We start from the raw sequence: 25,035 nt of genomic DNA on the forward strand, positions 1-25,035 counted from the left end.
GCAGCATGACGATGAGGAACAGTCCGGAGTCCCTCGACCAGCGACTGATGCAGCTGTGGCGACAGGCCGCCCTCAAGGCAGAGCCACTGCCCTCGCAGGCTGCCCTGTCGGAGCTGCTCGGGGCGAGCCGCCCAAGCGTGCGTGAAGCTCTGGTCCGCCTCGAACAGCGAGGCCTGGTGAGCAGTCACGCCGGGAGCGGGACGTTCCCCAATCCGGCAGCGCTCGGCCAGAGCATGCGACTCAATGAAAGCTACGAATTCTCAGAGATGCTCCGCGAAGCAGGGCTCGAGCCGACGGTCGAGATCATCGAATCCGGGTGGACGACCCTGACGGGTGCAGATGCAGCGCTCTTGCAAGAAAAGGCTGGTGGGCCAGCCTTTCGCACCGTGAAGAGATGGCTGGTCGACGGTGCACCCATCATGGTCGCAGTCGACGTGGTTCCCGGCTCTTCGCGGGCGGATCTCGACGTGGACCCGAAGCTGTCGGTGTTCGAGATCGTCGAGCTGCTCCGAGGCACCCGCATCGAATGGGAGATGACCACCGTGCGTGCGCGCACTGCCGATGCCCACGACAAGAAGTACCTGGGGCTGGCCCGCTCCGAACCGGTCCTGGGCCTCCGGATGGTCGGGGTGAACCTTCGGGGAACGCCGCTCTACGTGGCGCGCGAGACCCACCTCCAGAGCGTCGTCGAGTACAGCATCATCCGTTCCGTACCTCAGCGGCCCTGAATATTTCAGCCAGATTACACTGACCACTGTGTAACGAACGTGTTAACTTCGCAGCCCACTGCCCGAAGGAAATCCGGTCTGGACGTTCGTGGAGCGCCTGCTCACCACGCGGCCACGATGCAGCACGATTCGCCCAAGTGCGGCCCCTGAGACAGCATCGGCAAGACTGGCGCTGTCAACCACCACGAAGTCGGCGAGCGCGCCGACCTCGGCTCCGGCGGCCTCCAGGCCCATGACGGTTCTGGCCGAGTCGCTGACGGCGCGATAGCTCTGCTCGATCGTCAGGTGCGAGGCGACGACGAGCAATGCCGCCGTGGAGAAGGGGTCGGCCGCCCCCAGCGGGTTCAGAGTGTCGCGGAGGTTGTCGCCCGCGCCCGCAACCAGCACGCCCTCCTCCAGCAGTCGCCTCGCCGGAGCGATTCCGCGCGGGGTGGCGACCGGAACATCGCGTCCCTGCAGGTAGAGATTCGTGATCGGGGCCGCGATGACCCCCACGCCTGCACTGCGGAGCAGCGCAGCGATCTCGACGAGCTCCGGTGTCGGCAACAGGCCGAGGCTGACGCAGTGACTGGCAGTGACGGTGCCCCGAAGCGGCGAGCGCAGGTGCTCTTCGGCCAGCGTGCGCACAGTGAGGGAACGGGCATCCAGTCGTTCGTCGGCGTGGATGTCGATTCCGATGCCTCGATCACGCGCGACGGCGAGGAGTCGCGCCAATTCGGCGTCGGGGTCTGGCGTGTTGTGGGGTGAGCCCCCGATGAGGTCTGCGCCGGCGTCGATCGCGGCACCGATCACGGCGCCTCGAATGTTGTTCTTGGGAAGAACGACGACCTGCACATCCATCACCTCTCGAACGAGCTCACGTACGCGCACCATCGCGCGAACGCTCACGAGGGGGTCCTTCGAAGGGAAGATCTCCGCATGCGTGCGGATCGCGGTGACCCCGTTGATGAGAAAGCGCCGCGCGGCGGCCAGGCCGCGCTCGACGAAATCATTCTCGTCGAGGGTCGCCGCGTGCTGCTGCCACTGCCGGATTCCGCTCGCGAGGTCACCGTAGTCAGGTTTGAGCCGGTCGTACACCAGCGCCTTGTCGAGGTGGGTGTGCGGTTCTGCTCCGGCGGTGAGCAGCAGCCCGCCGGCGAGATCGAGTTCACCGGGGCGGCCGGGAGACGTTCGCCGTTCCCGTGGATCGACGGGGTCCACTGCACGAACGTACCCGTCTTCGAGAGTCAGATCGACAACGGTCTCGTCGCTCAGGCGGGCGTTGCGGAGGACGGTGGGGTGCAGGAGGGAGTCAGACATTGCTCTATTCTGCTACTAACGCGCATATTTTACCGTGAAAGAGAAGTGACCGTGAGAACAACACAGGCCGACGTGCTGATCGTGGGGAGCGGGCTGATGGGGGCCGCGTTAGCGGAGCAGCTCCGGCAATCCGCGCCGCAGTCCAGAATCGTGATGGTCGACGGTGGGAGTGTGATCGGTTCTGTACCCGGTCAACACTTGCACGACACAGCCGAACCGACGGTCAGGGACGAATACATTCAGGCAGCGTCTCCCGGTGTGCAGTCGCTGTATCTCGGCGCAGCGGTGACACCTGACATCGGCGGTGACGTGAAGGGAATCCGACCCGGCATGTACAACGTGTCGGCTTTCGAGTCGGATGCGACAGACATGCCCGCCAGTGCGCTCGCCTGGAATGTGGGGGGCATGGGCATCCACTGGACGGCGGCGACGCCGTGGCCGTGGGGTGACGAAGTGTTCGCGTACACGGGCGAGGGCGAGTGGGCAGGGGAACTCCGCAAAGCCCAGGAGCTGCTGCACGTCGAGAAACAGCCCTTCGCACCGACCGAGGTCGGCACTCGCATGCTCGGGGTGCTCGATGGCCTGTTCGGGCCGGTCAGCGCACCGGGCCGTCACCCGCAGGCCATGCCGATGGCAGTGAAGCGCCAAGACAGCGGGCCCATGCCGCGCACAGGGCCGAACCGGATCTTTCCACGGATGAAGGAGCCGGCCGGCGACGACTTCACCCTGGTGCCCGGCACGCTGGCAGTCGAGATCGTGCACGACGGTTCCCACGCCAGAGGAGCCCGGGTCCGAGAGATCGATTCAGGCGAGGAGTATGTGATCGAGGCCGTCACCACGGTGGTCGCCGCTGACACCCTGCGCACGCCACAACTGCTCTTCGCTTCGGGCATCCGCCCCTGGGCCCTCGGCCGCTTCCTCAATGAACACGCCTTTCTCACGGGCCAGGTGACGGCCGATCTCGACCGGCTCGACATTCCCCTGGAGTCGATACCGCGGCCGATGACGGGGGAGTGGCTGATCGGCTCGTACTGGCTGCCGCACAGTGGGCGCCCCCAGCCGTTCCATGGCCAGATCATGGATCGCCTCTTCATCGACGAGTCTGGCGGCCCGCTCGCCTACTCGGTCGGGCTCTCCTGGTATGTGCCGACGAGCATCTCAGAGCACAACCGCCTCGAATTCGACGAAGCGGTGCTGGATGCTGCGGGGTTGCCCAGAACCCGGATCCACTACGCCTACACCGCCGACGACGAGGGGTTGTTCTCCCAGGCGCGGGCGAGTCAGCTCGAGGCGGGGCTCGCGCTCGGCGACTTCCGCCCGGAGCGCGATTCGGCCCGGCTGTCTCCCGGATCCTCGCTCCATTTCACCGGGACGGCCCGCTCCGGGCCCTCAGACGACGGCACGAGCGTGTGCGATCCGCATGGGCGCGTGTGGGGATTCGACAATCTCTTCCTGGCTGGCGGAGCCGTGATTCCGACGGCTGTGGTAGGCAACTCGACCTTGACGGGCATGGTCACAGCGGTTCGAGCCGGTCGCGAGATCATCAGAACGCTGAGCGCGTAACGCTCGAAAAAGCGCACTTCGCATGTAATCCATGCGCAGTGCGCTTTTTCGCGCCCAAATTCGCATGCGGAATATTTCTACAAGGTAACAAAATTACCCTGCGTGTTTCGCGGTCGTTAACTCTGGTGCCTCGCGACATCGCTCCCGAAGCACGTCGCTTAGCGTGGAAAAGCGCCCCTTACTTCAAGCGCCCCCACCCGCACCTCTACGTCCATCAGAAAGGATCCGCGAGTCATGACGATCACCCGACACCGCGTGAAACGTGCAGTATTCCTCGGCGCAGTACCCGCTGTAGTAGCCACCCTCCTTCTCTCCGGTTGCGGAAGGACGGATTCGGTCGGAGCGGCAACAGCTACCCCCGTCGACGATTCGCCCGCGACCGGCACCATCGAATTCTGGGCCGGTGCGCCAGACGGCGACTCGTTGCCAGCGTTCCTTGCCCCGTTCGAGGCAGCCAATCCCGATGTGAAGGTGAATGTGACGGTGGCGCCGTCGAACGGCTTCGACACCAAGCTCACCACCGCGATCTCCTCTGGCACTGTGCCAGACATGGTCTTCCTCTACTCGCAGACGCAGAGTTCGATGCTCGCCACCGATGCGTTCGCTCCCGTTCCCACCGGACTCGTAGACCCCGCCAGCTTCTTCAAGACCTCCTACGACGGCACGCTGGTCGATGGGACCGCGTATGCGGTGCCGTGGTACTCCTACGCGAACGTCTGGTACTACCGCAAGGACCTCGTTGAGGCAGCGGGCGTTCCGCTGCCGAAGACCTGGGCAGACATGGAGACCTTTGCGGCGTCGATGCAGAAGACCGGTGTGGCAAACCCGATCGGCCTCAGCGTGGCGTGGGACGGCTACTCCGCACAGAGCCTCAGTGAGTTCGCGAAGGCCAATGGCGGATCGTTCATCTCCGACGACAACAAGGAATGGACCATCAACTCGAAGGAGAACGTGGAGGCCCTCGACTACTGGGCAGGCCTCATCAAGAAGGGCTATGCCTCGGCCGACGGCCCCCAGTTCCTCGACACCACTCCCTGGTTCTCCTCCGGCCAGACCGTGCTGCTGAACAACGGGCCGTGGTTCCCGGGCTGGCTCGACGACGCGAACGGCGCGGGCTGGTCTGCGACGCACGTCGGATCGATCGTTGCTCCCGCAGGCGTCGACGGATCCGTCGGATCGATCGGCGGCGGCAGCCTCGCCGTCCTCAAGGATGGAAAGAACCAGGCTGCTGCGTGGAAGCTCGTGCAGTGGATGTCGCAGCCCGATGTGCAGGCGAAGTGGTACGACACCTTCGGCAACCTGCCCGCCGTGCAGTCCGCCTGGGACTCATCCACGGCGATCTCGACTGACCCGTTGCTCACCGCAGTGAAGGCATCCATCCCGACCGCAGTCTCCGTCCCTCAGGTTCCCACCTGGAGCGAGGTCGGCACTGTCATCGGCACCCAGATGGAACGGGTCGCCCGCGGTGAAGCCACCGCGCAGGAAGCACTCGACGAGGCACAGTCGCAGGCTGCATCCATCGGCACCGGAGTGAAGTGACCCAGCTCGCAGAGAAGCCCGGTGGTGTGGTGCGTGTGCACCGCGCCACCGGGCGCGCCCCGTCTGGCCGCCGCCGGCACCACCTGACGTCGACGCACGGGAGGATCGCCTGGACGTTCGTCACGCCGTTCATGATCATCTTCGTGCTCTTCACACTGATTCCGGCGTTCATGGCGCTCGGATTCAGCTTCACCGACATCAAGGCCTCCGATGTACGCAATCCCTTCGGTGTGGGGTTCGTGTATTTCGACACCTTCGTGAAGGTGCTGGGCAATGCCGGCTTCCAGAGATCCGCGTTGAACACCCTGATCTACGTGGTCATCGGTGTGCCGGTCACCATGGTGATCGCGTTTCTCCTGGCGTTGGTGCTCGACGCAGGAATCCGACGACTCAAGGGGCTCTTCCGCGCGCTGATCTACGTGCCCGTGATCGCGAACGTGGTCGCCGCAGCCGTGATCTGGCAGTACGCCTTCACCAACCAGGGGCCGATCAACTCGGCCCTCTCGACCCTCGGAATCACGGGCCCGAACTGGCTGAGCCAACCGGGCACGGCGGTCTTCGTTGTTCTTCTCCTCTGCATCTGGCGCAACATCGGCACGTGCATGGTTCTCTTTCTGGCTGGCCTGCAGGCTGTACCGGAGGAGGTGCATGAAGCCGCATCGCTCGATGGTGCCGGGTACTGGCGCCGCGTGGCCAGCATGACCGTCCCTCTCCTGCAGCCGACGACTCTCCTCGTCTCTGTGCTGATGACGGTCAACTTCCTGAACATGTTCGATGAGCCGTTCCTCGTCACAAACGGCGGTCCGTTGAACTCGACACGGTCCATTGCCCAGTGGGTCTATGAGCAGTTCGGCTATGGCAACATCGCGGGGTCGATGGCCGGATCGTGGGTCCTCTTGGTCATCGTGCTCATCATCGCCTTCCTTCAAATCCGCTTCCTGAGGTCAAAAGCATGATCACCCGCCGTTCCCCCCTCGTTTCGGGAGTGCTCTATCTCGCGATCGCCGTGATCTGCGCTCTGATGCTCGTTCCGTTCGCGCTCGTCTTCTTCGGGGCGTTCAAGTCCCAGGGCGAGTTCATCGCTGATCCGGGTGGCTGGCTTCCGCAGTCGTTCACCAACGTCCAGAACTTCGTCGTGCTCTTCGTCGAGAAGAACTTCGGCACCTACATGGTGAATTCGATCATCGTCTCAGTGGCCACAGTCGTGGCGAATGTGCTTTTCAGTTCTATGGCGGGCTATGCGCTCGCGAAGCTGGAGTTCAGGGGAAAGTCGTTGGTCTTCCTCGCGGTCATGATCGCCATGACCGTCCCATATGTGGCGATCTTCGTGCCGCAATTCCTCGTGATCGCACAGCTGGGTCTGATCAACACGCATGTGGGAATCATCCTTCCCATGCTTGTGATGCCGATCGCCGTCTTCATCATGAGGCAGTTCGCGCTGGGTGTGCCCGACGAACTGATCGAAGCCGCACGCATCGATGGAGCAAGCGAGGCCGGAATCTTCTTCCGGATTTTCATGCCCCTGTTGGGCCCGGCGACAGCAACGGTTGCCATCTTCACCTTCCTCAGCTCGTGGAACTACTTCCTGTTTCCCCTCGTCGTCGCCCAGACGCAGAACATGTACACCCTGCCCGTCGGTCTTGCGATCGCCTCGCAGGACTCGAACACCACGAACTATGGAGTGCTGCTGGCCGGGTCGGTGGTTGTGTTGCTTCCTGTGCTCATCCTCTTCCTCTTCCTCCAGCGCTACTTCATCCAGGGCATCGCCACAACGGGCCTGAAATGATGATGAAACCCAGAAAGGCTCTCGCACGACCATGACCATCAGCGCAGACCGAATTGCCTTGAACGCGATCCAGTGGATCAACGTGAAGGAAGACCCGAACGACCCGGACGGCCCCGACGTGTGGCTCTACCGGGAGCCACGCTTTCGCTCCATGTATCCTGACGTGCTCAACCAGGTGCGCGAAGCCGGTTTCGAGAACGTGATGATGGAGGTTCTCGACACGCAGACCCTGCAGAACTACGCCGCGATGATCGCCGACTCGGGGCTGGGCCTCGGACCCGGTTACTGCCAGATCGGAATCCCGGGCGATCATGGACTCTCGCTCACTCCGGGAAGCTCCGAATGGGTGCGCTGGTTCGACTCGGTTCGACGCAAGGCGGAGGAGTCGAATTTCTTCGGCCACCCGACCATCTTCCTCGCACCCGAAGTGGCGTGGTTCGACACCGCGCGCACGATGACCGCTTCTGCAGTCGGTGCCGATTTCGACCCAGATCGACTGGCCAGGGTCACTGAAGTGCTCGCTGAAGCGACAGAGGTGTTACTGGCAGAGGGAATCGTGCCTGGTCTACACAATCATGTCGGCACCTGGGTCGAGACCGAGTCCGAGATCGACCACGTGCTCAGTGAGATTCCTGAGCTGCGTGCATCCTTCGACATCGGCCATCTCGCGTGGGCGGGAATCGATCCCTCGTCGATGCTCCAGCGTTACGCTGACCGTCTCGGGGATCTGCACGTGAAGGACTTGAACCTGACCGTCGCTCGCGAAAGCCGAGCCAACCCGGCGCCATACAAGTCGACGGTGGACAGAGGCCTGTTCCTCGAACCGGGCCTGGGAGACCTTGATGTCAGCGGTGTACTCCACGCTCTACCGGCCGCGTTCGAGGGCTGGATCATCATCGAAGTCGACCGTGCCTCGATGCCGCCTTTCGACAGTGCACTGGTGAGTGCCGAGTGGATGCGATCGCTGTTAGCGTTGACCCCGAACGGGTAACAGGGAGTCGAATGGCCATCAAGTTGACGGGGGAGGACCCCCTGCTCGGCGACCACATCTACCAGCAGTTGCGCGAGATGATCTTCACGCGGGAGATCCACCCCGGGCAGGCCCTCAGCGTGCCGAAGCTCGCGGGGCAGCTGAACGTCAGCCGCAGCCCCGTGCGCGAGGCAGTACAGCAGCTGATCAATGAGGGCCTCGCGGTACATGTCCCCTACGCGGGTGCGCGGGTGCAGAAACTCGATGCTGAAGCCGTGCGCCAGGTGTTCAGCGTTCGTGAGGTGTTGGACGGCCTCGCCGCGCGGCATGCCGCCCTGATCATCACCCGCGAGAGACTCGGAGAGCTCGATGTCGTGGTGAGCGAACAACGTGAGCTCCTCGTTATGCCGCCAGAGGGGCATCGCGATTCCCAGCTCGATCTGCGGTTCCACTCGCTGATTCGCGACAGTGCGAACAACGAACCGCTTCGCGCGTCACTGGCCAGGCTCGAGGCGCTCGCGCACCTGTACAGTTCGGACATGTGGAACCTCGATGACAACCGTCGGGTGGCGGTTGAAGAACATGAACGCATCCTCGCCGCGCTTCGCGCCGGGGACCAGACTGCCGCGGGGGATGCGGCCGAGGCTCACGTCCGCGCTGTGCTCGTTCGGATGTCACGGGACACGCTGGAGTGGATGCATTCTCCGCGCAACTGACCGATCTAGTTGGACTTGTTACATGCAATTAACGTCACGGACATCCTGATTTGATGCTTCGTGTGGCACCATTGAAAACGGCGGCCGGTAATTGCATGTAATCACCGGCGGGCGTAGCGACCTGCTTCGTCGATCTCTCACTTCACCTCCTTTGAGGTGAGTTTGGAAAAACGATGACAACTCCCACTGACACCTCCCTTGTGGAACTCCAGAAGGAACGCCGCATGGGCGGTGAGGGCACAATCAACACAGCGCGCGAGATCCGGCGGATCGACCTCTCGGATTTCGAGGCGCGCCGGGCCGAGATAACCGAACAACTCTGGGCAGCGGCGGTGGATGTCGGCTTCTTCCAGATCGTCAACCACGGCATCGACATCGCCGAAGTCGACCGGGCCTTCGCGATGTCTGCACAGTTCTTCGCACTGCCGGAACAGGTCAAGCAGCAGTACCCGCTCGTCAAGGAACACAACGCGGGATGGGAATTCAAGTCGCAGGTGCGGCCCTCGATCGGCGTGGCCGACCAGAAGGAGTCCTTCCAGATCACGAGGCCGTTCATGGACGAGCTCTGGCCGAGCGATGCCGAGCTCGAGGGGTTCCGTGCCACGATCCTCGGTTTTGAGCACCGCTGCTGGGAGCTCGCAATGCAGGTCCTCTCGTGTTTCGCCGACAAGCTGGGCTTTGACCGCGACTTCTTCACCGCCGCGCACAATCCCGAATCGCCGAACTACCAGAGCACACTGCGGCTCCTGCACTACTTCGCCATCCCCGAGGAGGCCCGGAACGAAGCCGCGCCGTGGCGTGCGGGTGCCCACACCGATTTCGACGTGCTCACGCTGCTGTTCCAGCGGGAAGGTCAAGGCGGACTGCAGGTGTTGCCGGGCCGGGAGATCGAGAGCGAGGAATGGTCGCCCGTCGTTCCCACCAGCGACTCCATCACCTGCAACATCGGTGACATGCTGATGCGCTGGAGCGACGACGTACTGCCGTCGAACTTTCACCGGGTGCGTGGCCCGAAACCGGGAGAGAACCAGGATGCCCGGTACAGCATCGCCTATTTCGCCCAGGCCGACCGCGATGTCGTCATGCAGAGCCCGTCAGGCGCCTGGGAATCCATCACGGCTCGTGAATTCCTGCTCGAACGGATCAGGGCGAACTACGCAGCCTGATGCGAAGCTTTCTGTGACGATCTGACGGATGCGCCGGGGACGAGTTCCCCGGCGCATCCGCGTGGATGGCCGCATTACCGGCAGGCAATGCGATATTGGAACCCTCATGAATAGTCCAGATAACGTCGTCGAGCGCGGAGACCCCAGCGTTCTGCGTCGCATGAATGCCGCACGCACGCTCAAGGTGCTCTATCTCAGTCGCCGCCTGACGATGGCCCAGCTCCAGGCGCAGACCTCGATTTCGCGCAGAACGCTCGAGCTCATCCTCGTCGAACTCGTCGACCTCGGGTGGGTCGAGGAGGTGCTGCCCGTCGTGCAGGGCGAACGTCCGGTCGGCCGGCCGGCGAAGTCGTACGCCTTCGTGCCTTCGGCGGGCTGCCTCGTCGCCATCCAGCTCGACATCGAGAATGTGCTCGTGTCACTCACTGACCTCACCGGCGAACAGATTGCCGAGACGAGCACCGCGCTGGATGCCCGGCTGGGCCGCGAAGCGCGCCTCCAAGTGGTGGTGGACGCCGTCGACGACCTTCTCGGCCGGGCAGGGGCTGACCGCAGTGCGGTCCTCGCGCTCACCGTGGCGACGCCGGGAATCGTGCACGACGACGGTGCAGTCGACCTGCCGATGTCGATTCCGGATTGGAGTGGGTTCTCGATCGCGACCTCCCTCGAGACGTCGTTCGCTACGGCGATCTCCGTCGAGAACGACGCCAAGCTCGCTGCGTTGGGTGAACTCGCTCACCTCGAAAGCCCCGTGAAGAACTTCCTCTGGCTCCGCGTCGACGGGGTTCGCGTGGGAATGGGACTGGTGATCGACGGCAAACTCTATCGTGGGCACGATGGGTCCGCCGGTGAGGTCGTGTGGGCAACGGGCCTGGAGATCCATGAGCCCGTCAAGTCACACATCATGGGGGCCCTTGCCAAGCCCGGTACTCCAGAACATGCTGCGGCTTTACAGCTTGCCGACGACGCTCGCGCCGGCGATCCGGAGGCACTTGCGGCAGTGCGTGAGCTCGCTGTGAGTCTTGTCCCCGGGCTCACGACTCTCAGCTGGATCATTGCCCCTGAGGAGATCGTCATCGGCGGCTCCCTGAACCTCATAGCGGATCTCCTGGTGCCGGCGATCAACACCGAACTCTCTGCCGGTCTGCACTCCGTACCCACGCGGGTGGTTCGCTCCCGACTGGGCGAGCGGGCGATCGTCGCAGGCGCCACACAGCGTTCCCTCGAACTGCTGGCCGTCCATCTGTTCGGGCGTCACAGGACGCCTTCGGCTCCGGGTCGCGGCGGCTCCTCCGCTTCGGGCACCCAGCAGTCTCAGCCGAGTCTGGTGGCGTCCGGCCGATCGGCATGAACGGCGCGCTCGGCGTCGTCGGTCATTGTCGACTGTCGAACATGCTTGGCCACTTCGCCGAGGTGAGCCACCATCTTCTGACGTGCCGCCGCACCGTCGCTGGCAATGATCGAGCCCACGATGTCGGCGTGCTCCATCCACGACGTGATGGCGCGGCGTTTCGGAACGTCTGAGTCGGTCCAGGTCACCATCGCCCCTAGCTGCGAGAAGAACGAAGCAAGCATCGGGCTTCCGCTCGCTTCGGCGATCGCCCCGTGCAGGAGACTGTTGATGTGCGAGACCGTGTCGTAGTCGCCTCGCGCGACCGCCGCCATGCCCAGGCTCAGGGTCTCGACCAGTTTCTGGCGCCCCGCGGCGTCGAGATTCTCTGCGGCCCGTTCCGCTGCCCGTGACTCGACCGCGACCCGCATTTCGTGGATCACCTGTCGATCTTCGAAGGTGATGGTTGCCACAATACGTTCTGTGTACGACTTGACGATGACGAAGCCTTCGCTCTCCATCGCACGCAGCGCTTCGCGAACCGGGATCCTCGAGACGCCATAGAGTTCAGAGAGCCTCGCTTCTGTGAGCCGCTCGCCCTGCTGGAAGCGGCCAGAGACGATGTCCCGTCGCAGATCGGTGGTCACACGCTGGCTCAGGCTCACTCTGCCGGTCGTGCCCAGCGATCTCTCCATACCCGGATTGTACAAGCCTCGGCCCGATCTCGGCGGTTGTATTCAACCTGGATGCCTACATCTGTGCAGGATGTGGCTCAACAAGTCCACCGTTCACGTGCCGGAAACATTGGTTGTATACATTGCTGCCATGCGAATCGACACGAATCTTCTGGGCACAGTAGCCATGCCTGACGCCGGCCACGACGGCCCCGCCGCGACCTCGCGACGTTACGGGCGCACGGCCTTCGCCGACGCCTACCAGGACTACCTCGCCTATGCCCGGACGGCGGACGAGACGGGCTTCGACACCCTGTGGTACACCGAACACCACTTCCAGCACGAGGGTTACGAGGTCATCCCGAACCAGATCCAGCTCGGGCTCTACTCTTCGGCCAAGACCGAACGCCTGAACTTCGGCCAGATGTTCAACATCGTTCCGCAGTGGCACCCCCTGCGCCTCGCCGAGGATTTCGCCATGGCCGACATCCTGAGCGGCGGCCGAATGAGATTCGGCGTCGGCAGAGGCACGGTACCCCGCGAGATGCAGACGCTCGGCGCGATGATCGAGTCCGGCGACAACGGCATGGATGCGACGGCAGAGCAGGCGAACCGTGAAGTCTTCGAAGAGGCGATGGCGCTGATCCGCCTCGCCTTCGCGGAGGAGTCATTCTCGTTCGAAGGCAAGCATTTCGTGGCGCCGCCGCCGGGCATCCCCGACCGCGACGGCGTGGTGACCGAACTCACCCTTGTACCGAACGTGATGCGCCCGGTCGAGATCTACCAGGCCTGCACCTCACCTCGGACGGTCGACTATGTCGCCGAACACGGTCACGTGGGCGTCTACACCCGGCAGTCCTTCACTCGCATGAAGCGGGCCTGGGAGAAGCATGCTGAACTCGCCGAGGCGCACGGGCGCATTCTCCAGCCGGGTCAGGAACGGATGCTCGTGCTCCACGCTCACGTCGGCGACACCATGGAATCGGCCATGGCCAGCGCACGCGCCACCCACGACGAGCTCGCAAAGCTGTTGTCGCCCTACGGCAGGTTCGCCACCTATGACCCGCCCGCCGGCATGGATTCGACGCCGTTCGACTTTCTCCCGACCCTCGAACAGTCGATCGAGCAGGGCGTCTACGCTGTCGGCACGGCCGACGACGTCGCCGCAACGATCGACCGTTACCGCCAGGAGATCGGGTTGGAACTCCTCTCGCTCTCGCTGGACGGCCCCGGGCTCCTGCGTGAGCACGTCGAAGAACAGATGCACCGAGTCTCCTCCGACGTGGCCCCCCTGCTCGGCGTCTCGATGGGAGCGAGCGCGAAATGATGGCTGCTGGCGGCACGGGTATCGACACGACTGCTCGGGCGGGGGAGATGCTGGCGGCCCTGCGCTCAGGGGCAGTGTCGGCTGTTGAACTCACCCAGGCGCATCTCGACCGCATCGACGGGGTGGGCGCGTCGCTGAATGCCTTTGTCGTCGTCGACCACGAAGGTGCCCTCAGCGCGGCCAGGGCGATCGACCGGCGCCGGGCGGCAGGTGAGGATGTCGGTGCCCTCGCCGGTCTCCCCATCAGCGTCAAGGACTCGATCGACGCTGCGGGCCTGCGAAGCACCCATGGCCGCTTGTCCGATTCGTATGTCGCGTCGACAGATGCCCCGGCCGTTCGGCGCCTGCGTGAAGCCGGGTGTGTTGTGCTCGGCAAGACGAATGTGCCGGTGTATCTTGCCAGCCACGAGACCTCGAACGAGGCGTTCGGTCGAACCGTCAACCCCTGGGATGCCGCACGGTCCTCCGGCGGTTCGTCGGGTGGGTCATCCGCCGCCGTCGCGGGCGGGCTCGCAGTGGCCGACCTCGGCAGCGATCTCGCCGGCTCGCTCCGGCTTCCGGCGTCATGGTGCGGGCTCTCCGGTCACCGTCCGAGCAATGGGATCGTCTCGAAACTGGGCAACCTGCCGTGGCCACAGGGAGGACTGCTCGAACCGCACGTCTCCTCGGTCGGCCCCCTCACGCGGCACGCTGCTGACGCAGACCTCTTCCTTCGCGCCATGATCGGCGTCGAGGGACCGGATTCCAGGGGCTGGCGCATCGAGCTTCCGCCCCCGCGAATCACCGCCCTCAGCGAAGCCCGCGTTGCCGTCTGGCTCGACGACCCATCGTGCCCGACCGACGCCGAGACGCGCGCCGCGATCGTGCAATTCGCCGCGGCGCTCGGCACTGCAGGGGCGCACGTCACCCTGCTCGACGACGCGCCAGTCGGTGGCCCGGCCGATCTGGAACTCTTCCGGCGCCTGCAGGCAGGTGAGGTCGTACACGGGTTCGACGACGAGATGTGGGCGTATCACCTGTCTGTCGCGGCCCGGCCCGACGACAGCGACGAGGTGCGATTCTCGCGAGCGGTGGTGCAGCCCTTCCGGTCTGCGATGGATGATCTTGAGAAGCAGCACGCGGCCATGAGGCGCTGGCAGCGAATGTTCGAGACTGTCGACGTTGTGCTGGCGCCTGCGGTGGGTCGTGCGGCAACTCGGTTCGGCGAGCATCCCGATGGCCGAACGGCGATCGGTGGGCGTGAGTACTCCACCGAGGTCCTGTTTGCCTGGAACCGCATGAGCAGCATCGGCAAGCTGCCCTCGACGATGCTCGCCCTCGGCCCGGGTGCCCACACCGGCCTGCCGATCGGTGTGCAGGTTCTCGGCCCGTACCTGGAGGACTTCACCCCGTTGCGCTTCGCCGTGGAGGCGGAACGCGCGGGGCTGGCGGGCTTCCGCGCCGCCCCGGGTTGGTCATGACGACGCGCGAGCCCCTCGTCGTTGACTGCCACCACTGACCGACACCACTGACCGACACAGACAGGACCTCGAATGCATCAGCTCGCCCACCTCTCCACCACTGACATCGCCGCGATCGACGCCTCCAACGCTGTCATCGTGCAACCCATCGGAGCGATGGAACAGCACGGCGCTCACCTTCCTGTGATCACCGATGCGCTCACCGCGGAGCACATCACCGATCGCGCCATCCGGTCGCTGCCTGCAGGCAGTAACATCTGGCAGCTCCCGACAATCCACTACGGCAAGTCGACCGAGCATCTCGGCCGTGCCGGCACGATCGCCATGTCGGCCGCCACGCTGATGGGAGTCTGCATGGATCTTGGAGCCTCGCTCGCTGCCTCGGGGTTCCGAAAGCTGGTCTTCGTGAACGGCCACGGAGGCCAGCCGAGCCTGCTCGACCTGGTGGCGCGCGACATCCGGGTGCAGTCCGGGCTCGAGGTCTTCCCGTTGATGCCGGGCCGGTTCGCGCTGCCAGACGGCGTCGAGCAGATCGACACCCACTACGGTATTCACGGAGGCCAGATCGAGACATCGATCATGCTCGCCCTTGCTCCTGAACTGGTGACGATGAGCCGCGCTCGCAAAGACGGCGAGGCGGTCGGACGGCTCTACGAGAACACTGCACACCTATCCCTGGAAGGGCCGGTGCCAACGGCCTGGGTCATCGACGACGTCTCGAAGTCCGGCGTGCTGGGCGATCCCACTGCCGCAGACGCGCGCACGGGTCACCTGATCGTGCAGGAGCAGACTCGGGTGCTGGCCGAGGCGTTGATCGAGATCCGCGACTTCCGCTTCCCTCAGATCTGAGGAGTCGGGTCAGAGTGAGGCAAGGCGGGTGCGGATCTCCGCAGTGACCGACTCCAGCGCAGAGGTGAATGCCGCGAGCTGACCGGGGTCGAGGTGCGCCGCTGATGCCGAGAGCATCTCGGTGAAGCTTCGATGGATGCCGGCCATCACTTCGTGACCAGAGGCAGAGAGCTCGAGGTACAGGCTCCGCCGGTCATCCGGATGATCGACCCGGTGCACAAGCCCGAGGTCGACCAGCCGTCGTGCGATTGCCGTCACGGCACCCGTTGTCATGCCCAGGTGCGAAGCAAGGTCTTTGGGAGTCAGGCTCACGGCCTGGGCGATCCTGAACAGCGCACGCAACTCAGTGGCCGAGACGCCGGCGTCCCGGGCGATGCGGAGCCGGTTGGCATCGAGGGCACTGACGAAGTCTGTCGCAGCTTTCGGGAATCCGCTCAGCGTGTGGGCGGCCTGCTCGTCACGCACATTGCACCTCCGGCTGGCTGAGGCTGCGAGCGAGCCCGTCACTTCGTCTGTTCTGGTCGCATCATTCTACAGACCCTCCTTCGGAATGCTCACAAAGTAATTGACTTAATAAGTTACTTATCTTGTAAGGTATCTGGTGTGCCCCAAAAGAATGTGTTTTCGGGGCGATTCGCCGATTCCGATCTGATGGAGAACGCCGTGATACCTGACCTCCTCTCGCATGGCCAATACGAGACCGTGTACAACTTCCTCTCGCTTGTGATTGCATCGCAGCTCTTCACGGCGGTGTTCCTGCTGGTCTCGCTGCCGCGGATCCTGCCTCGCTATCGGCAGGCCATCACGGTCGCAATCATCGTCTGCGGAATCGCTGCGTATCACTACTTCCGCATCTTCGACTCGTTCAAAGCCGCGTTCGTGACCACCTCGGTCGGTGGCACAGGCGATTACACCCAGGCCGTCGGCCAGGGCTTCAACGAGGGTTACCGGTATGTCGACTGGCTCCTCACCGTTCCGCTGCTCCTCGTGGAGCTCGTAGCTGTTCTCGCTCTCGCTCGCTCTGTGCAGTCGCGGCTTCTGGCGCGACTGGTGCCCGCAGCAGCGTTGATGATTGCTCTCGGTTACCCCGGCGAGATCAGCGGCGACAACGGAATTCGCGGCCTGTTCGGGCTCCTGTCGACCATCCCCTTCGTCTACATTCTCTATGTCCTGTTCGTGCAGCTCGGAAAGTCGCTCGACAAACAGCCCGCCGGCGTGCGCAAGACCCTGAGCCGGCTCCGCTTTCTCCTTCTGCTCAGTTGGGGTGTCTACCCGGTCGCCTATCTCCTGCCCCTGCTGAACATCTCGGGGTCTGACGCCTGGGTCTACAAGCAGGTCGGGTACTCCGTGGCAGACATTCTCGCCAAGGCCGTCTACGCCCTGATCATCTTCCACGTGGCGCGCATCAAATCGTTCGACGACGATACTGCCTTCGCTGCCGTCGAACTGTCACCCGAGGAGGTTCGCGCGGCGAAGTAATCGCTGCCCTCACCGGCTGAGGCGCTGCCATCACGGTAACCCGTGGTGGCAGCGCCTTTTTCACGTCTGCCCCTCCTTCGTAGACGTCATTTCACCAGAAGTCAGGTTCTCCGAACCAGAATTCGAGTTGCGACCACGGCGGCTTTCGATCTTCGCCATAGTCGGTGGGAGGCTCCCAATCCATGAGGTGGAACTCCGTCAAGAAGTACTTCGCGAGATTCGTGCCATAGAAGATCGTGTCGAGCCCGTGAACAGACAACACCGGCGCACCTCGTTCGGTGGGTTCGGCGGGCATGTACCGATGCGCGTACAACGGAATCAGAGTCGGCCACGCGTTGATGTGCCTCATCGCAATATCGGCCGCCTCGAACAACGAGCTTGGCCGCTCGCCCCACGTGCGGCCCCACACGCCATTCTCGACAACGTAGGAAATCACCCAGTCTTTGTGTCGATCGAGCCGAATTCTGATCTCATCGTCGGAGTCGTGTCGCCAGTCGACCCATCCCTTGCCTAGAGGAAGCACCCTCGACAGCAACTCTCGATGATCAGGGCCGAACAGGAAGCCGAAAGTACCCTCGATGCGGCGGAATTCAGGTTCTGAAAGGCCGGCTTCCAGCGTAACGCCAACCATGCGCAGCACTTCGATCGCTTCATCGACGATGTCCACGGATCCCACTATTCGACACGTTTCGGATGGCTTCAGGCTACCCACAAGTAACTTGCGTGGCTCTAGGATTTGTGTTCTCGGCGCAAGAACTGGGGGTTAAGGGTCAAAACCGCGCGTCGAGAAAAGGGTACAAAAAAGCCCTACTCCAAGTAGAAGCCTCGAAGTAGGGCAGTGGCTCCGACCGGCGTCGATCCGGTGACCTTTCGATTTTCAGTCGAACGCTCTACCAACTGAGCTACAGAGCCGAAGAGGCGAACCCCTCCAGAGGCCGAAAAACCCTTCCGAAGAAGGGCAGTCCGAACCTTTGCGACCCTGACCGGACTTGAACCGGCGACCTCCGCCGTGACAGGGCGGCGCGCTAACCAACTGCGCTACAGGGCCAAACTTATGAAATTGTGAACCGCACTTACTATACCTGCATTGCCCCGGCCCATTTCGCGGACCGCATTCACGGGACCCGATTTGCGGAAGCAAATCGCATGATCAGCAAGCAGTGACCCCAACGGGATTCGAACCCGTGCTACTGCCGTGAAAGGGCAGCGTCCTAGGCCGCTAAACGATGGGGCCGTTTTGACAACTCAACGAGTATGCCACATTCACGGGTGCCGCCGCCAATCCGGCATGGATGCCCGGCGAGCCGCCCCGGATTCGCCCGCTTCAGCGCCGCTGACGGCGCACCAGCCCGCCAGCCAGATCGATCAATCGTCGGCCCTGAGTGAAACCGTCGCAGATAGTGCCGAGGTTCGGCTGTGGGCCGACGATTGGTCGATCGGGAGGCTAGTGCGAACCCTCGGCGGCGAGCTTGGTGATGCCGTTCTGCACGATCGTCTCGGCGTCGGCGGCCGAACCCCAGCCCTCGGTCTTGACCCACTTGCCGGGCTCGAGGTCTTTGTAGTGCTCGAAGAAGTGCTCGATCTCGGCGCGCAACTGGGTGGACAGATCATCCAGGTCTTGAATGCCTGCCCAGCGAGGGTCTTTGGCAGGCACCGCGATGACCTTCGAGTCGATGCCGGCCTCGTCGCTCATGTTGAAGACGGCGACCGGGCGCACCTTGAGGCCGACACCCGGGTACACCGGGTACTCGAGCAGCACCAGCACGTCGACCGGGTCGCCGTCGAGGCCGAGGGTGTTCTCGAAGAAGCCGTAATCGGTGGGGTAGACGAAAGTGGTGAACAGAACCCGGTCGAGGTACACGCGGCCGGTCTCGTGGTCGACCTCGTACTTGTTGCGGCTTCCCTTGGGGATCTCGATGACGGCGTCGTAGGTGCCCATGGCAACTGCTCCTTCTGATGGGTTGTGCGAGTGGCGTGCGCTGGTTCTCTGCGCAGAGTCTGCGAGTGCTGAAACTGCAATAACGTTACTGGATGCACACGAACGCCCGCCGACCGCGCCTCACCCCGGCGATGGCCGACGTGCGCCGTGCCGTGCGTGAACTGCTCGCCACCGAGCTACCGCCGGCCAGCAACCGCGTACCCGAGCGTGCTGCCGACACTGCTCCGGATGCCCGGCTCAGCCGCCCCGAATCACCCACGCCCGCACGCCCTGACACCCCACTCGCCCCCCTCATCCTCGTCGGGCTCAGCGGCGGACCCGACTCGCTCGCCCTCGCCGCCGCGGCCGCGTTCGAAGCTCCGCGCGCAGGAATCCGTGCCGGCGCGATCGTCGTCGACCACGGGCTGCAGGTCGGTTCGGCCCAGGTGGCGGCAGAGGCCGCTCGCCAGGCGCGCGAGCTGGGCCTCGATCCGGTGCTGGTCGAGCGCGTGACGGTGGAGCGGGGCACTGCCGTCTCGGGGCCGACGGGTGGCCCCGAGGCCGCAGCCCGCACGGCACGGTACGCGGCCTTCGAACGCGCGCTCGCCACGACCGGCGCCAGCCACGTGCTGCTCGCCCACACGCTGGACGACCAGGCCGAGACGGTGCTGCTGGGCCTCGCCCGCGGTTCGGGGCCGGCGAGCCTGTCGGGCATGAGCGCGGTGAACGGTGTCTACCTCAGGCCGCTGCTGGGCATCCATCGCGGGGTGGTGCACCAAGCGCTGGCCGACCAGCGGCTGACAGCCTGGCATGACCCCCAGAACCTCGACCACGCCTATGCCAGGGTGCGCGTGCGCGAGACAGTTCTGCCGCTACTCGAGGCTGAGCTCGGGCCCGGTATCGCAGACGCCCTCGCCCGCACCGCCGACCAGCTGCGCGAAGACTCCGACGCTCTGGATGCCCTGGCCGCCGAATGGGCCGCCGAGATCGTCGACCACGCCGAGGCGGGCATCGCGGTCGACGTGCACGGACTCGCGTCGAACCCTGCCGCTCTCGCCCAGCGCATCGTGCGGTTCGTCGTGGCAGCAGAATTCGGCACCGCCCTGAGCCGCGCCCAGACACTCGCGGTGCTGAAGCTGGTGACCGAGTGGCACGGGCAGGCCGGGGTCGATCTGCCGGGCATCCGTGTCGCGCGTATCGACGGCCGGCTCGTCTTCGCCCGTCGCAGTTGACACGCGTCCCTCGCTCGAAGGCGATCGGGCGAGCGCATTGGTCGGAGATTGTGGGTGGGCATCGCCGTATTCTCGTTGCCACACGGGTTTCTCCGACGAATTGCTCGGCGGGCAGGGGCCCACAGGGCACATCGCACCCAAAGGGGGTTCGGTAGGCTGGCACCATGGATTCCCGCGATGTTGAAGCAGACCTGTCACGCATTCTGATCACCGAGAGCGAGATCCACGCCAAGATCGCCGAGCTCGCGCGAAAGATCGAAGTCGACTACGCGGGCCAGGATCTGCTGCTCGTCGGCGTACTCAAAGGTGCGGTCATGGTCATGGCCGACCTGGCCCGCGAGTTGCACCTGCCGGTGAGCATGGACTGGATGGCGGTCAGCTCCTACGGCAACAGCACCCAGTCGAGCGGTGTCGTACGCATTCTGAAAGACCTCGACTCCGAGTTGCAGGGCCGCACCGTGCTGATCGTCGAAGACATCATCGACTCGGGGCTGACGCTCTCCTGGCTTCTCGGCAACCTGCGTTCGCGCGGCCCGGCCTCGGTCGAGGTGTGCGCGCTGCTGCGCAAGCCTGATGCGGTGCGCGTCGAACTGGATGTTCGGTACGTCGGTTTCGACATCCCCAACGACTTCGTGGTGGGCTACGGCCTCGACTATGCGGAGAAGTACCGCAACCTGAAAGACATCGGGGTGCTCGCACCCCACACCTACTCCTGAGACGCATCGTCGCTGGTTGAGTAGGCCGCAGGCCGTATCGAAACCCCTGCGCGGACGGGGTTTCGATACGCTCGACGCTCAGCGTCGTGCTACTCAACCGGCGGTTCGGGGTGGGTTTCGGCACGCCCTCCGGCGCTCCTCAGCCAGCCGTGGCTGCTGAGGCGTCGGCCTGGCGGTCGTTCTCGCGGTGCTGCTCGGCCGTGGCGTGGGCGGCGTGCAGGGTGGCATGAATCGACGCCTTGCGCTCGAACAGCAGCGCGGCCATGATCGCCCCGGCCAGGAAGAAGCCCGACGCGCACCAGTAGGCAACGTGGTACCCGTTCACCGCGGCCTGAGCCGCCACTGCAGCCTGGGCGGCCGGCGTCGTTGCCCCGGCGATGTTCGAGGCGATGTAGTTCGTCACCGCTGTTGCCACCAGCGTATTGAGGAGGGCGGTGCTGATCGAGCCGCCGACCTGCTGGCTGGTGTTCACCATCGCCGACGCGACGCCAGCGTACTGGCGGTCGACGCCGAGCGTGGCGGTCTGGATCGACGCCGGCATGATCGTTCCCATGGCGAGCCCCATGAGCATGAGGGGCGGCAGGATGTTCGCGGCATACGTGCTCGACAGGTCGAGCAGGGTCATCCAGGCGAGGGCTGCCGACGCCATGACCATGCCGATCGGCACCAGCACCTTCGGCCCGAAGCGCGGAACGAAGATGTTCGTGCCGAGCTGGGCGGCCAGCACCAGGCAGGCGATCATCGGCAGGAACGAGAGCCCCGTGGTGATCGGCGAGAAGCCGAGCGAAGTCTGCAGGTAGTACGTCAGAAACAGGAAGACGGCGAACATGCCCGACCCCGCCACGAACACCGACAGGTACGACGCGCCACGGTTGCGATGGAGAACGATCTTGAGGGGGAGCAGCGGGTGCTTCGCGCGTCGCTGCCACAGAACGAAGGCCACCAGCAGGATGCCGCTGGCGACGAGCATGCTCCAGGTCCAGAAGTCGCCCCACCCGTTGGTCTCCGCGTTCGAGAACCCGTAGACGAGGGCGAACAGGCCACCGGAGACCAGCAGGGTGCCGGGAACGTCGAGTTTCGGGCGGGGCCCGGTGCGCTTGTTGGTCGGCACGAAGATGAGGGCGCCGATCACGGCGACGATCGCGAAGAATACGTTGATGTAGAGGTTCCAGCGCCAGCTGAAGTCCTGCGTGAGGTAGCCACCCAGCAGCAGGCCGACTGCACCGCCGGCGCCGGCGATCGCACCGAACACGCCGAAGGCCCGAGCGCGCTCCTTGGGAATGGTGAAGGTCGTCGTCAACACGGCGAGCGCGGTCGGCGCGAGCAGGGCGCCGAACAGCCCCTGCAGGGCCCGCGCTGCGACGAGTGTGCCGAAACTGTCGGCCGCGCCTCCCAGCGCGGAGGCTGCAGCGAAACCGATGAGGCCGATGATGAAGGCCCGCTTGCGACCGATGAGGTCTGACACCCGGCCGCCGAGCAGCAGCAAGCTGCCGAAGGCGAGCGAGTAGGCGGTGACCACCCACTGGCGGTCACCGTTCGAGAAGCCGAGGTCGGCCTGTGCCGCTGGCAACGCGATGTTGACCACGGTGGCATCGAGGACGACCATGAGCTGCGCGAGCGCGACCGTGGCGAGAGTGAACCAGCGACGAGTGGATGCGGTCTCTGCCGCTGTTTTCTCCGACATGTTTGATAGCATATACGGTACTCACCAGTTTCGGATATTGGAACTCTCTCGTCTGAGGAACATCACTCTTCGCAACGCCACGGTGTTTCACACATCATCAACACAGAAAGGCAGGTGCTGTAATGGCGCACACCGATGCCCCTGAAGACACCCTCGCAGATACCGCCGACACTGCGCCGAAACTCGGCCGCAAACGGGACCACTCCCGTGACCCTGAGATTCTGGATGCTGCACTCGACGTTCTCGCCGAAACGGGCTATGACGGCATGACGATCGACATGGTCGCGGCGCGGGCCAAGGCCGGCAAGGCCACGCTCTACCGCCGATGGCCCTCGAAGGCCCACCTTGTGCTCGACGCCGTCGCCTGCATGAAGAAGAGCGACTACGACTCCGACACCCTGCCCGACACCGGCACCCTGCGCGGCGACCTGGTCGCCATGATCAAGCCGCACTCGATCGAAGACGGCGAACGCAAGATGCAGATCATGGCCGGCGTCATGTCGATGCTGTCCCGCGACCCCGATCTCGCCGACGTCGTCAATGCGGCCATCGTCGAGCCCCGTGCAGAGGTGAATCGCCTCTTCATGAAGCGTGCGATCGCCCGCGGAGAGATCCGGGCTGACGCAGACATCGAGACTCTCTCGATGATCACCCCCTCGATGGCCTCGTATCGCACGCTCATTCTGAAGAAGCCGATCGACCGCGAGTTTCTGATCTCGATCATCGACGGCGTCATCCTGCCCGCCCTGGGGATCAGGCGGACCGCGCCCGCTTCCCGCTAGTCTCGTTCGAAGCTGTGGGCGCATCCACGCGCTCGCGCACAGTTGCTTGCACGAAAAAGCCCCCTGCCTCGCAAGAGAGAGAAGGGGGCTTTTTCGCGCTGGGCTGGTTAGTGCATGGCGACCAACGGCAGATCGTCGGCGTCTTCGGCCTGCGCCTCGGCATGAGCGGCGTGGGCCGTCTCCGTGACCGTCGACTTGCGGGTGTAGAGCAGTGCGGAGAGCACCGCTCCAATGGCGAAGAACAGCGCACTGTAGAGGTACGCCGTGTTGTAGCTCGCGATGGCCGCGTCGGAGGCGACCTGAGCAGAGGCCGGAAGGTGCGACGCGACGTAACCGGTCGCAGCGGTTGCCGCAAGCGTGTTCAGGAGGGCCGTGCCGATCGAGCCACCCACCTGCTGGCTGGTGTTCACACTTGCCGAGGCGACTCCGGCGAACTGGCGGTTCACTCCGAGGGTCGCGGTCTGCATGGCCGCGGGCATGATCGAGCCCATGGCGAACCCGATCACCAGAAGGGCCGGCAGGATGTTCGCCGCGTAGGAGCTGTTCGTATCGAGGGTCGTCAGCAGGAGCATCCCGACCACACCGATCACCATGCCGGTCGGAACCATGACCTTCGGCCCGAATCGCGGCACGAAGATGTTGGTCGAGAGCTGCGCGGAGACGACCAGCATCAGGATCATCGGCAGGAAGGCAGTACCGGTCTGGATCGGCGAGTAGTGCATCGACACTTCGAGGTAGTAGGTGACGAAGAGGAAGATGCCGAACATTCCGGCGCCCGAGATCAGCACGGCGAGAAAGGATGCTCCACGGTTGCGGTCAAGCACCACGGCGAGGGGCAGCAATGGATGCTTCGCCACCCTTTGCCAGAGAACGAACCCGACCAGCAGCACGCCACTGGCGACCAGGAAGCCCCAGCTCGAAGCCGCGCCCCAGCCATCCGTTTCGGCGTTCGAGAAGCCGAAGACCAGGGAGAAGAGGCCGCCGGAGACCAGGATGGTACCGGGAATGTCGAGCTTGGGCCGAGGTCCCGTGCGCGCGACCGTCGTGAGGAAGATCACGGCACCGATCACGGCGATGATGGCGATGAAGACGTTGATATAGAGGTTCCAGCGCCAGTTGAAGTTCTCGGTGAGTACGCCGCCGAGAAGCAGGCCGACAGCGCCACCGGCGCCCGCGATTGCACCGAACACACCGAAGGCCCTGGCGCGTTCCTTGGGGATGGTGAAGGTGGTCGTCAGCACAGCAAGAGCAGTGGGCGCGAGCAGCGCGCCGAAGGCTCCCTGAAGTGCTCGCGCAGCGACGAGGGTGCCGAAGCTGTCGGCGGCCCCACCCAGTGCCGAGGCGATGGCGAAGCCGATCAGGCCGATGATGAATGTGCGTTTGCGACCCATCAGGTCAGAAAGGCGGCCACCGAGCAGCAGCAGGCTGCCGAAGGCGAGGGAGTAGGCGGTGATGACCCACTGGCGGTCGGCATTGGAGAAGCCGAGGTCGGCCTGGGCGGCGGGGAGGGCGATGTTGACGACGGTGGAGTCGAGAACGACCATCAGCTGGGCAAGAGCGACCACGGTGAGGGTCCACCACCGCCGGGAGGAGGCGACCGGTGTTTCGGGAGAGGTTTCAGACATGTCCGCAACTATATGCGGTACTGAGTAGTTTCGGAAATGAACAGTTCCTGAATTTACCTGAAGGAAACAATCCTCGCGATACATCTGGGCAACCGTGTGCCACGGACGATCATTCCCGGGCCGCGCCTATTGATTGCTGTGAAGTTAAGCCCACGGGGAACACGCAGGCGGCACCCAGTCGCCCCCGAGTAC

The 25,035-nt window shown here is 64.2% G+C and carries 23 protein-coding genes and 3 tRNA genes; 16 read left to right on the top strand and 10 right to left on the bottom strand.

The window, feature by feature from the left end; all coding sequences use genetic code 11:
- Nucleotides 1–5: 5 nt before the first annotated feature.
- Nucleotides 6–728 (top strand): GntR family transcriptional regulator, encoded by a 723-nt coding sequence (locus JOE66_RS17440; RefSeq protein ID WP_205106880.1) that lies wholly within the window; start codon nt 6–8, stop codon nt 726–728.
- A 42-nt stretch (nt 729–770) separates the two neighbouring features.
- Here JOE66_RS17440 and JOE66_RS03700 read toward each other — a convergent pair whose 3' ends face one another.
- Nucleotides 771–2,027 (bottom strand): amidohydrolase family protein, encoded by a 1,257-nt coding sequence (locus tag JOE66_RS03700; RefSeq protein WP_205106882.1) that lies wholly within the window; start codon nt 2,025–2,027, stop codon nt 771–773.
- Between the two features lie 51 nt (nt 2,028–2,078).
- Here JOE66_RS03700 and JOE66_RS17570 point away from each other — a divergent pair, with 51 nt between their 5' ends.
- The 8 genes from JOE66_RS17570 (at nt 2,079) to JOE66_RS03740 (ending at nt 11,118) form a co-directional block, all read left to right on the top strand.
- Nucleotides 2,079–3,590, top strand: a complete 1,512-nt coding sequence (locus tag JOE66_RS17570) for a GMC oxidoreductase (protein ID WP_205106884.1) — start codon at nt 2,079–2,081, stop codon at nt 3,588–3,590.
- A 234-nt stretch (nt 3,591–3,824) separates the two neighbouring features.
- Complete coding sequence (locus tag JOE66_RS03710) at nt 3,825–5,129, top strand: ABC transporter substrate-binding protein (RefSeq protein WP_205106886.1); 1,305 nt, start codon at nt 3,825–3,827, stop codon at nt 5,127–5,129.
- Nucleotides 5,126–6,085 (top strand): carbohydrate ABC transporter permease, encoded by a 960-nt coding sequence (locus JOE66_RS17105; RefSeq protein ID WP_205106888.1) that lies wholly within the window; start codon nt 5,126–5,128, stop codon nt 6,083–6,085. Before JOE66_RS03710 ends, JOE66_RS17105 begins: the two co-directional genes overlap by 4 nt.
- Nucleotides 6,082–6,915 (top strand): carbohydrate ABC transporter permease, encoded by an 834-nt coding sequence (locus JOE66_RS03720; RefSeq protein WP_205106890.1) that lies wholly within the window; start codon nt 6,082–6,084, stop codon nt 6,913–6,915. Before JOE66_RS17105 ends, JOE66_RS03720 begins: the two co-directional genes overlap by 4 nt.
- Nucleotides 6,916–6,946: 31 nt before the next feature.
- Nucleotides 6,947–7,906, top strand: a complete 960-nt coding sequence (locus tag JOE66_RS03725) for a sugar phosphate isomerase/epimerase family protein (RefSeq protein ID WP_205106892.1) — start codon at nt 6,947–6,949, stop codon at nt 7,904–7,906.
- An 11-nt stretch (nt 7,907–7,917) separates the two neighbouring features.
- On the top strand, nt 7,918–8,601 hold the full coding sequence (locus JOE66_RS03730; protein ID WP_205106894.1) for a GntR family transcriptional regulator: 684 nt from the start codon (nt 7,918–7,920) through the stop codon (nt 8,599–8,601).
- Nucleotides 8,602–8,774: 173 nt separating this feature from the next.
- A complete protein-coding gene (locus JOE66_RS03735; RefSeq protein ID WP_205106896.1) occupies nt 8,775–9,767 on the top strand; it encodes an isopenicillin N synthase family dioxygenase in 993 nt (330 codons plus the stop codon).
- A gap of 106 nt (nt 9,768–9,873) precedes the next feature.
- Nucleotides 9,874–11,118: an ROK family protein gene (locus JOE66_RS03740; protein ID WP_205106898.1), complete on the top strand. Its 1,245-nt coding sequence runs from the start codon at nt 9,874–9,876 to the stop codon at nt 11,116–11,118.
- Here JOE66_RS03740 and JOE66_RS03745 read toward each other — a convergent pair.
- Nucleotides 11,082–11,792, bottom strand: coding sequence for a GntR family transcriptional regulator (locus JOE66_RS03745; protein WP_205106900.1), 711 nt, complete (start codon nt 11,790–11,792; stop codon nt 11,082–11,084). The two genes, JOE66_RS03740 and JOE66_RS03745, sit on opposite strands and share 37 nt — an antisense overlap.
- 130 nt (nt 11,793–11,922) lie before the next feature.
- Between JOE66_RS03745 and JOE66_RS03750 the strand changes: the two genes are divergently transcribed.
- From JOE66_RS03750 to JOE66_RS03760, 3 genes are all read left to right on the top strand, one after another.
- On the top strand, nt 11,923–13,098 hold the full coding sequence (locus JOE66_RS03750) for an LLM class flavin-dependent oxidoreductase (protein WP_205106902.1): 1,176 nt from the start codon (nt 11,923–11,925) through the stop codon (nt 13,096–13,098).
- Nucleotides 13,095–14,558, top strand: coding sequence for an amidase family protein (locus JOE66_RS03755; protein ID WP_205106904.1), 1,464 nt, complete (start codon nt 13,095–13,097; stop codon nt 14,556–14,558). Before JOE66_RS03750 ends, JOE66_RS03755 begins: the two co-directional genes overlap by 4 nt.
- A 72-nt stretch (nt 14,559–14,630) precedes the next feature.
- On the top strand, nt 14,631–15,407 hold the full coding sequence (locus tag JOE66_RS03760; RefSeq protein ID WP_205106906.1) for a creatininase family protein: 777 nt from the start codon (nt 14,631–14,633) through the stop codon (nt 15,405–15,407).
- 9 nt (nt 15,408–15,416) lie between these two features.
- On the opposite strand, the gene JOE66_RS03765 is transcribed toward JOE66_RS03760, so the two are convergent.
- On the bottom strand, nt 15,417–15,872 hold the full coding sequence (locus JOE66_RS03765; RefSeq protein WP_205106908.1) for a MarR family winged helix-turn-helix transcriptional regulator: 456 nt from the start codon (nt 15,870–15,872) through the stop codon (nt 15,417–15,419).
- A 138-nt stretch (nt 15,873–16,010) separates the two neighbouring features.
- Here JOE66_RS03765 and JOE66_RS03770 point away from each other — a divergent pair, with 138 nt between their 5' ends.
- Nucleotides 16,011–16,886 (top strand): bacteriorhodopsin, encoded by an 876-nt coding sequence (locus JOE66_RS03770; RefSeq protein ID WP_307827036.1) that lies wholly within the window; start codon nt 16,011–16,013, stop codon nt 16,884–16,886.
- A gap of 91 nt (nt 16,887–16,977) precedes the next feature.
- Here JOE66_RS03770 and JOE66_RS03775 read toward each other — a convergent pair whose 3' ends face one another.
- The 5 genes from JOE66_RS03775 to JOE66_RS03795 form a co-directional block, all read right to left on the bottom strand.
- Nucleotides 16,978–17,553: a hypothetical protein gene (locus JOE66_RS03775; protein WP_205106910.1), complete on the bottom strand. Its 576-nt coding sequence runs from the start codon at nt 17,551–17,553 to the stop codon at nt 16,978–16,980.
- Nucleotides 17,554–17,725: 172 nt separating this feature from the next.
- A tRNA-Phe gene (locus JOE66_RS03780) sits at nt 17,726–17,798 on the bottom strand.
- Between the two features lie 62 nt (nt 17,799–17,860).
- A tRNA-Asp gene (locus JOE66_RS03785) sits at nt 17,861–17,934 on the bottom strand.
- A 113-nt stretch (nt 17,935–18,047) separates the two neighbouring features.
- Nucleotides 18,048–18,120: transfer RNA gene (locus JOE66_RS03790), tRNA-Glu, on the bottom strand.
- A gap of 210 nt (nt 18,121–18,330) precedes the next feature.
- Nucleotides 18,331–18,825: an inorganic diphosphatase gene (locus JOE66_RS03795; RefSeq protein ID WP_205106912.1), complete on the bottom strand. Its 495-nt coding sequence runs from the start codon at nt 18,823–18,825 to the stop codon at nt 18,331–18,333.
- 92 nt (nt 18,826–18,917) lie between these two features.
- On the opposite strand from JOE66_RS03795, the gene tilS reads away from it, so the two are divergent.
- Both tilS and hpt read left to right on the top strand, forming a co-directional pair.
- Entirely contained in the window at nt 18,918–20,036 is a 1,119-nt protein-coding gene (tilS, locus tag JOE66_RS03800) for a tRNA lysidine(34) synthetase TilS (protein WP_205106914.1), read from the top strand.
- A 164-nt stretch (nt 20,037–20,200) separates the two neighbouring features.
- Entirely contained in the window at nt 20,201–20,752 is a 552-nt protein-coding gene (hpt, locus tag JOE66_RS03805; RefSeq protein ID WP_205106916.1) for a hypoxanthine phosphoribosyltransferase, read from the top strand.
- A 139-nt stretch (nt 20,753–20,891) separates the two neighbouring features.
- Here the strand turns inward: hpt and JOE66_RS03810 are convergent, their stop codons facing one another.
- Nucleotides 20,892–22,436 carry an MFS transporter gene (locus JOE66_RS03810; RefSeq protein ID WP_239518212.1) on the bottom strand — a complete coding sequence of 515 codons (1,545 nt, stop codon included), beginning with the start codon at nt 22,434–22,436 and terminating at the stop codon, nt 20,892–20,894.
- A gap of 122 nt (nt 22,437–22,558) precedes the next feature.
- Between JOE66_RS03810 and JOE66_RS03815 the strand changes: the two genes are divergently transcribed.
- Nucleotides 22,559–23,218, top strand: a complete 660-nt coding sequence (locus tag JOE66_RS03815; RefSeq protein ID WP_205106920.1) for a TetR/AcrR family transcriptional regulator — start codon at nt 22,559–22,561, stop codon at nt 23,216–23,218.
- A 107-nt stretch (nt 23,219–23,325) separates the two neighbouring features.
- On the opposite strand, the gene JOE66_RS03820 is transcribed toward JOE66_RS03815, so the two are convergent.
- On the bottom strand, nt 23,326–24,843 hold the full coding sequence (locus tag JOE66_RS03820; protein WP_205106921.1) for an MFS transporter: 1,518 nt from the start codon (nt 24,841–24,843) through the stop codon (nt 23,326–23,328).
- Nucleotides 24,844–25,035: the final 192 nt, after the last annotated feature.

Origin of the sequence: Subtercola frigoramans (assembly GCF_016907385.1) — a bacterium.
In the GTDB taxonomy this organism is placed as follows: domain Bacteria; phylum Actinomycetota; class Actinomycetes; order Actinomycetales; family Microbacteriaceae; genus Subtercola; species Subtercola frigoramans.

Excerpts from the sequence above, each read along its gene's own strand:
- JOE66_RS17440 (WP_205106880.1), top strand. The coding sequence starts at position 6 with ATGACGATGAGGAACAGTCCGGAGTCCCTCGACCAGCGACTGATGCAG.
- JOE66_RS03700 (WP_205106882.1), bottom strand. The coding sequence starts at position 2,027 with ATGTCTGACTCCCTCCTGCACCCCACCGTCCTCCGCAACGCCCGCCTG.
- JOE66_RS03710 (WP_205106886.1), top strand. The coding sequence starts at position 3,825 with ATGACGATCACCCGACACCGCGTGAAACGTGCAGTATTCCTCGGCGCA.
- JOE66_RS03720 (WP_205106890.1), top strand. The coding sequence starts at position 6,082 with ATGATCACCCGCCGTTCCCCCCTCGTTTCGGGAGTGCTCTATCTCGCG.
- JOE66_RS03725 (WP_205106892.1), top strand. The coding sequence starts at position 6,947 with ATGACCATCAGCGCAGACCGAATTGCCTTGAACGCGATCCAGTGGATC.
- JOE66_RS03730 (WP_205106894.1), top strand. The coding sequence starts at position 7,918 with ATGGCCATCAAGTTGACGGGGGAGGACCCCCTGCTCGGCGACCACATC.
- JOE66_RS03735 (WP_205106896.1), top strand. The coding sequence starts at position 8,775 with ATGACAACTCCCACTGACACCTCCCTTGTGGAACTCCAGAAGGAACGC.
- JOE66_RS03740 (WP_205106898.1), top strand. The coding sequence starts at position 9,874 with ATGAATAGTCCAGATAACGTCGTCGAGCGCGGAGACCCCAGCGTTCTG.
- JOE66_RS03745 (WP_205106900.1), bottom strand. The coding sequence starts at position 11,792 with ATGGAGAGATCGCTGGGCACGACCGGCAGAGTGAGCCTGAGCCAGCGT.
- JOE66_RS03750 (WP_205106902.1), top strand. The coding sequence starts at position 11,923 with ATGCGAATCGACACGAATCTTCTGGGCACAGTAGCCATGCCTGACGCC.
- JOE66_RS03755 (WP_205106904.1), top strand. The coding sequence starts at position 13,095 with ATGATGGCTGCTGGCGGCACGGGTATCGACACGACTGCTCGGGCGGGG.
- JOE66_RS03760 (WP_205106906.1), top strand. The coding sequence starts at position 14,631 with ATGCATCAGCTCGCCCACCTCTCCACCACTGACATCGCCGCGATCGAC.
- JOE66_RS03795 (WP_205106912.1), bottom strand. The coding sequence starts at position 18,825 with ATGGGCACCTACGACGCCGTCATCGAGATCCCCAAGGGAAGCCGCAAC.
- tilS (WP_205106914.1), top strand. The coding sequence starts at position 18,918 with ATGCACACGAACGCCCGCCGACCGCGCCTCACCCCGGCGATGGCCGAC.
- hpt (WP_205106916.1), top strand. The coding sequence starts at position 20,201 with ATGGATTCCCGCGATGTTGAAGCAGACCTGTCACGCATTCTGATCACC.
- JOE66_RS03810 (WP_239518212.1), bottom strand. The coding sequence starts at position 22,436 with ATGTCGGAGAAAACAGCGGCAGAGACCGCATCCACTCGTCGCTGGTTC.
- JOE66_RS03815 (WP_205106920.1), top strand. The coding sequence starts at position 22,559 with ATGGCGCACACCGATGCCCCTGAAGACACCCTCGCAGATACCGCCGAC.
- JOE66_RS03820 (WP_205106921.1), bottom strand. The coding sequence starts at position 24,843 with ATGTCTGAAACCTCTCCCGAAACACCGGTCGCCTCCTCCCGGCGGTGG.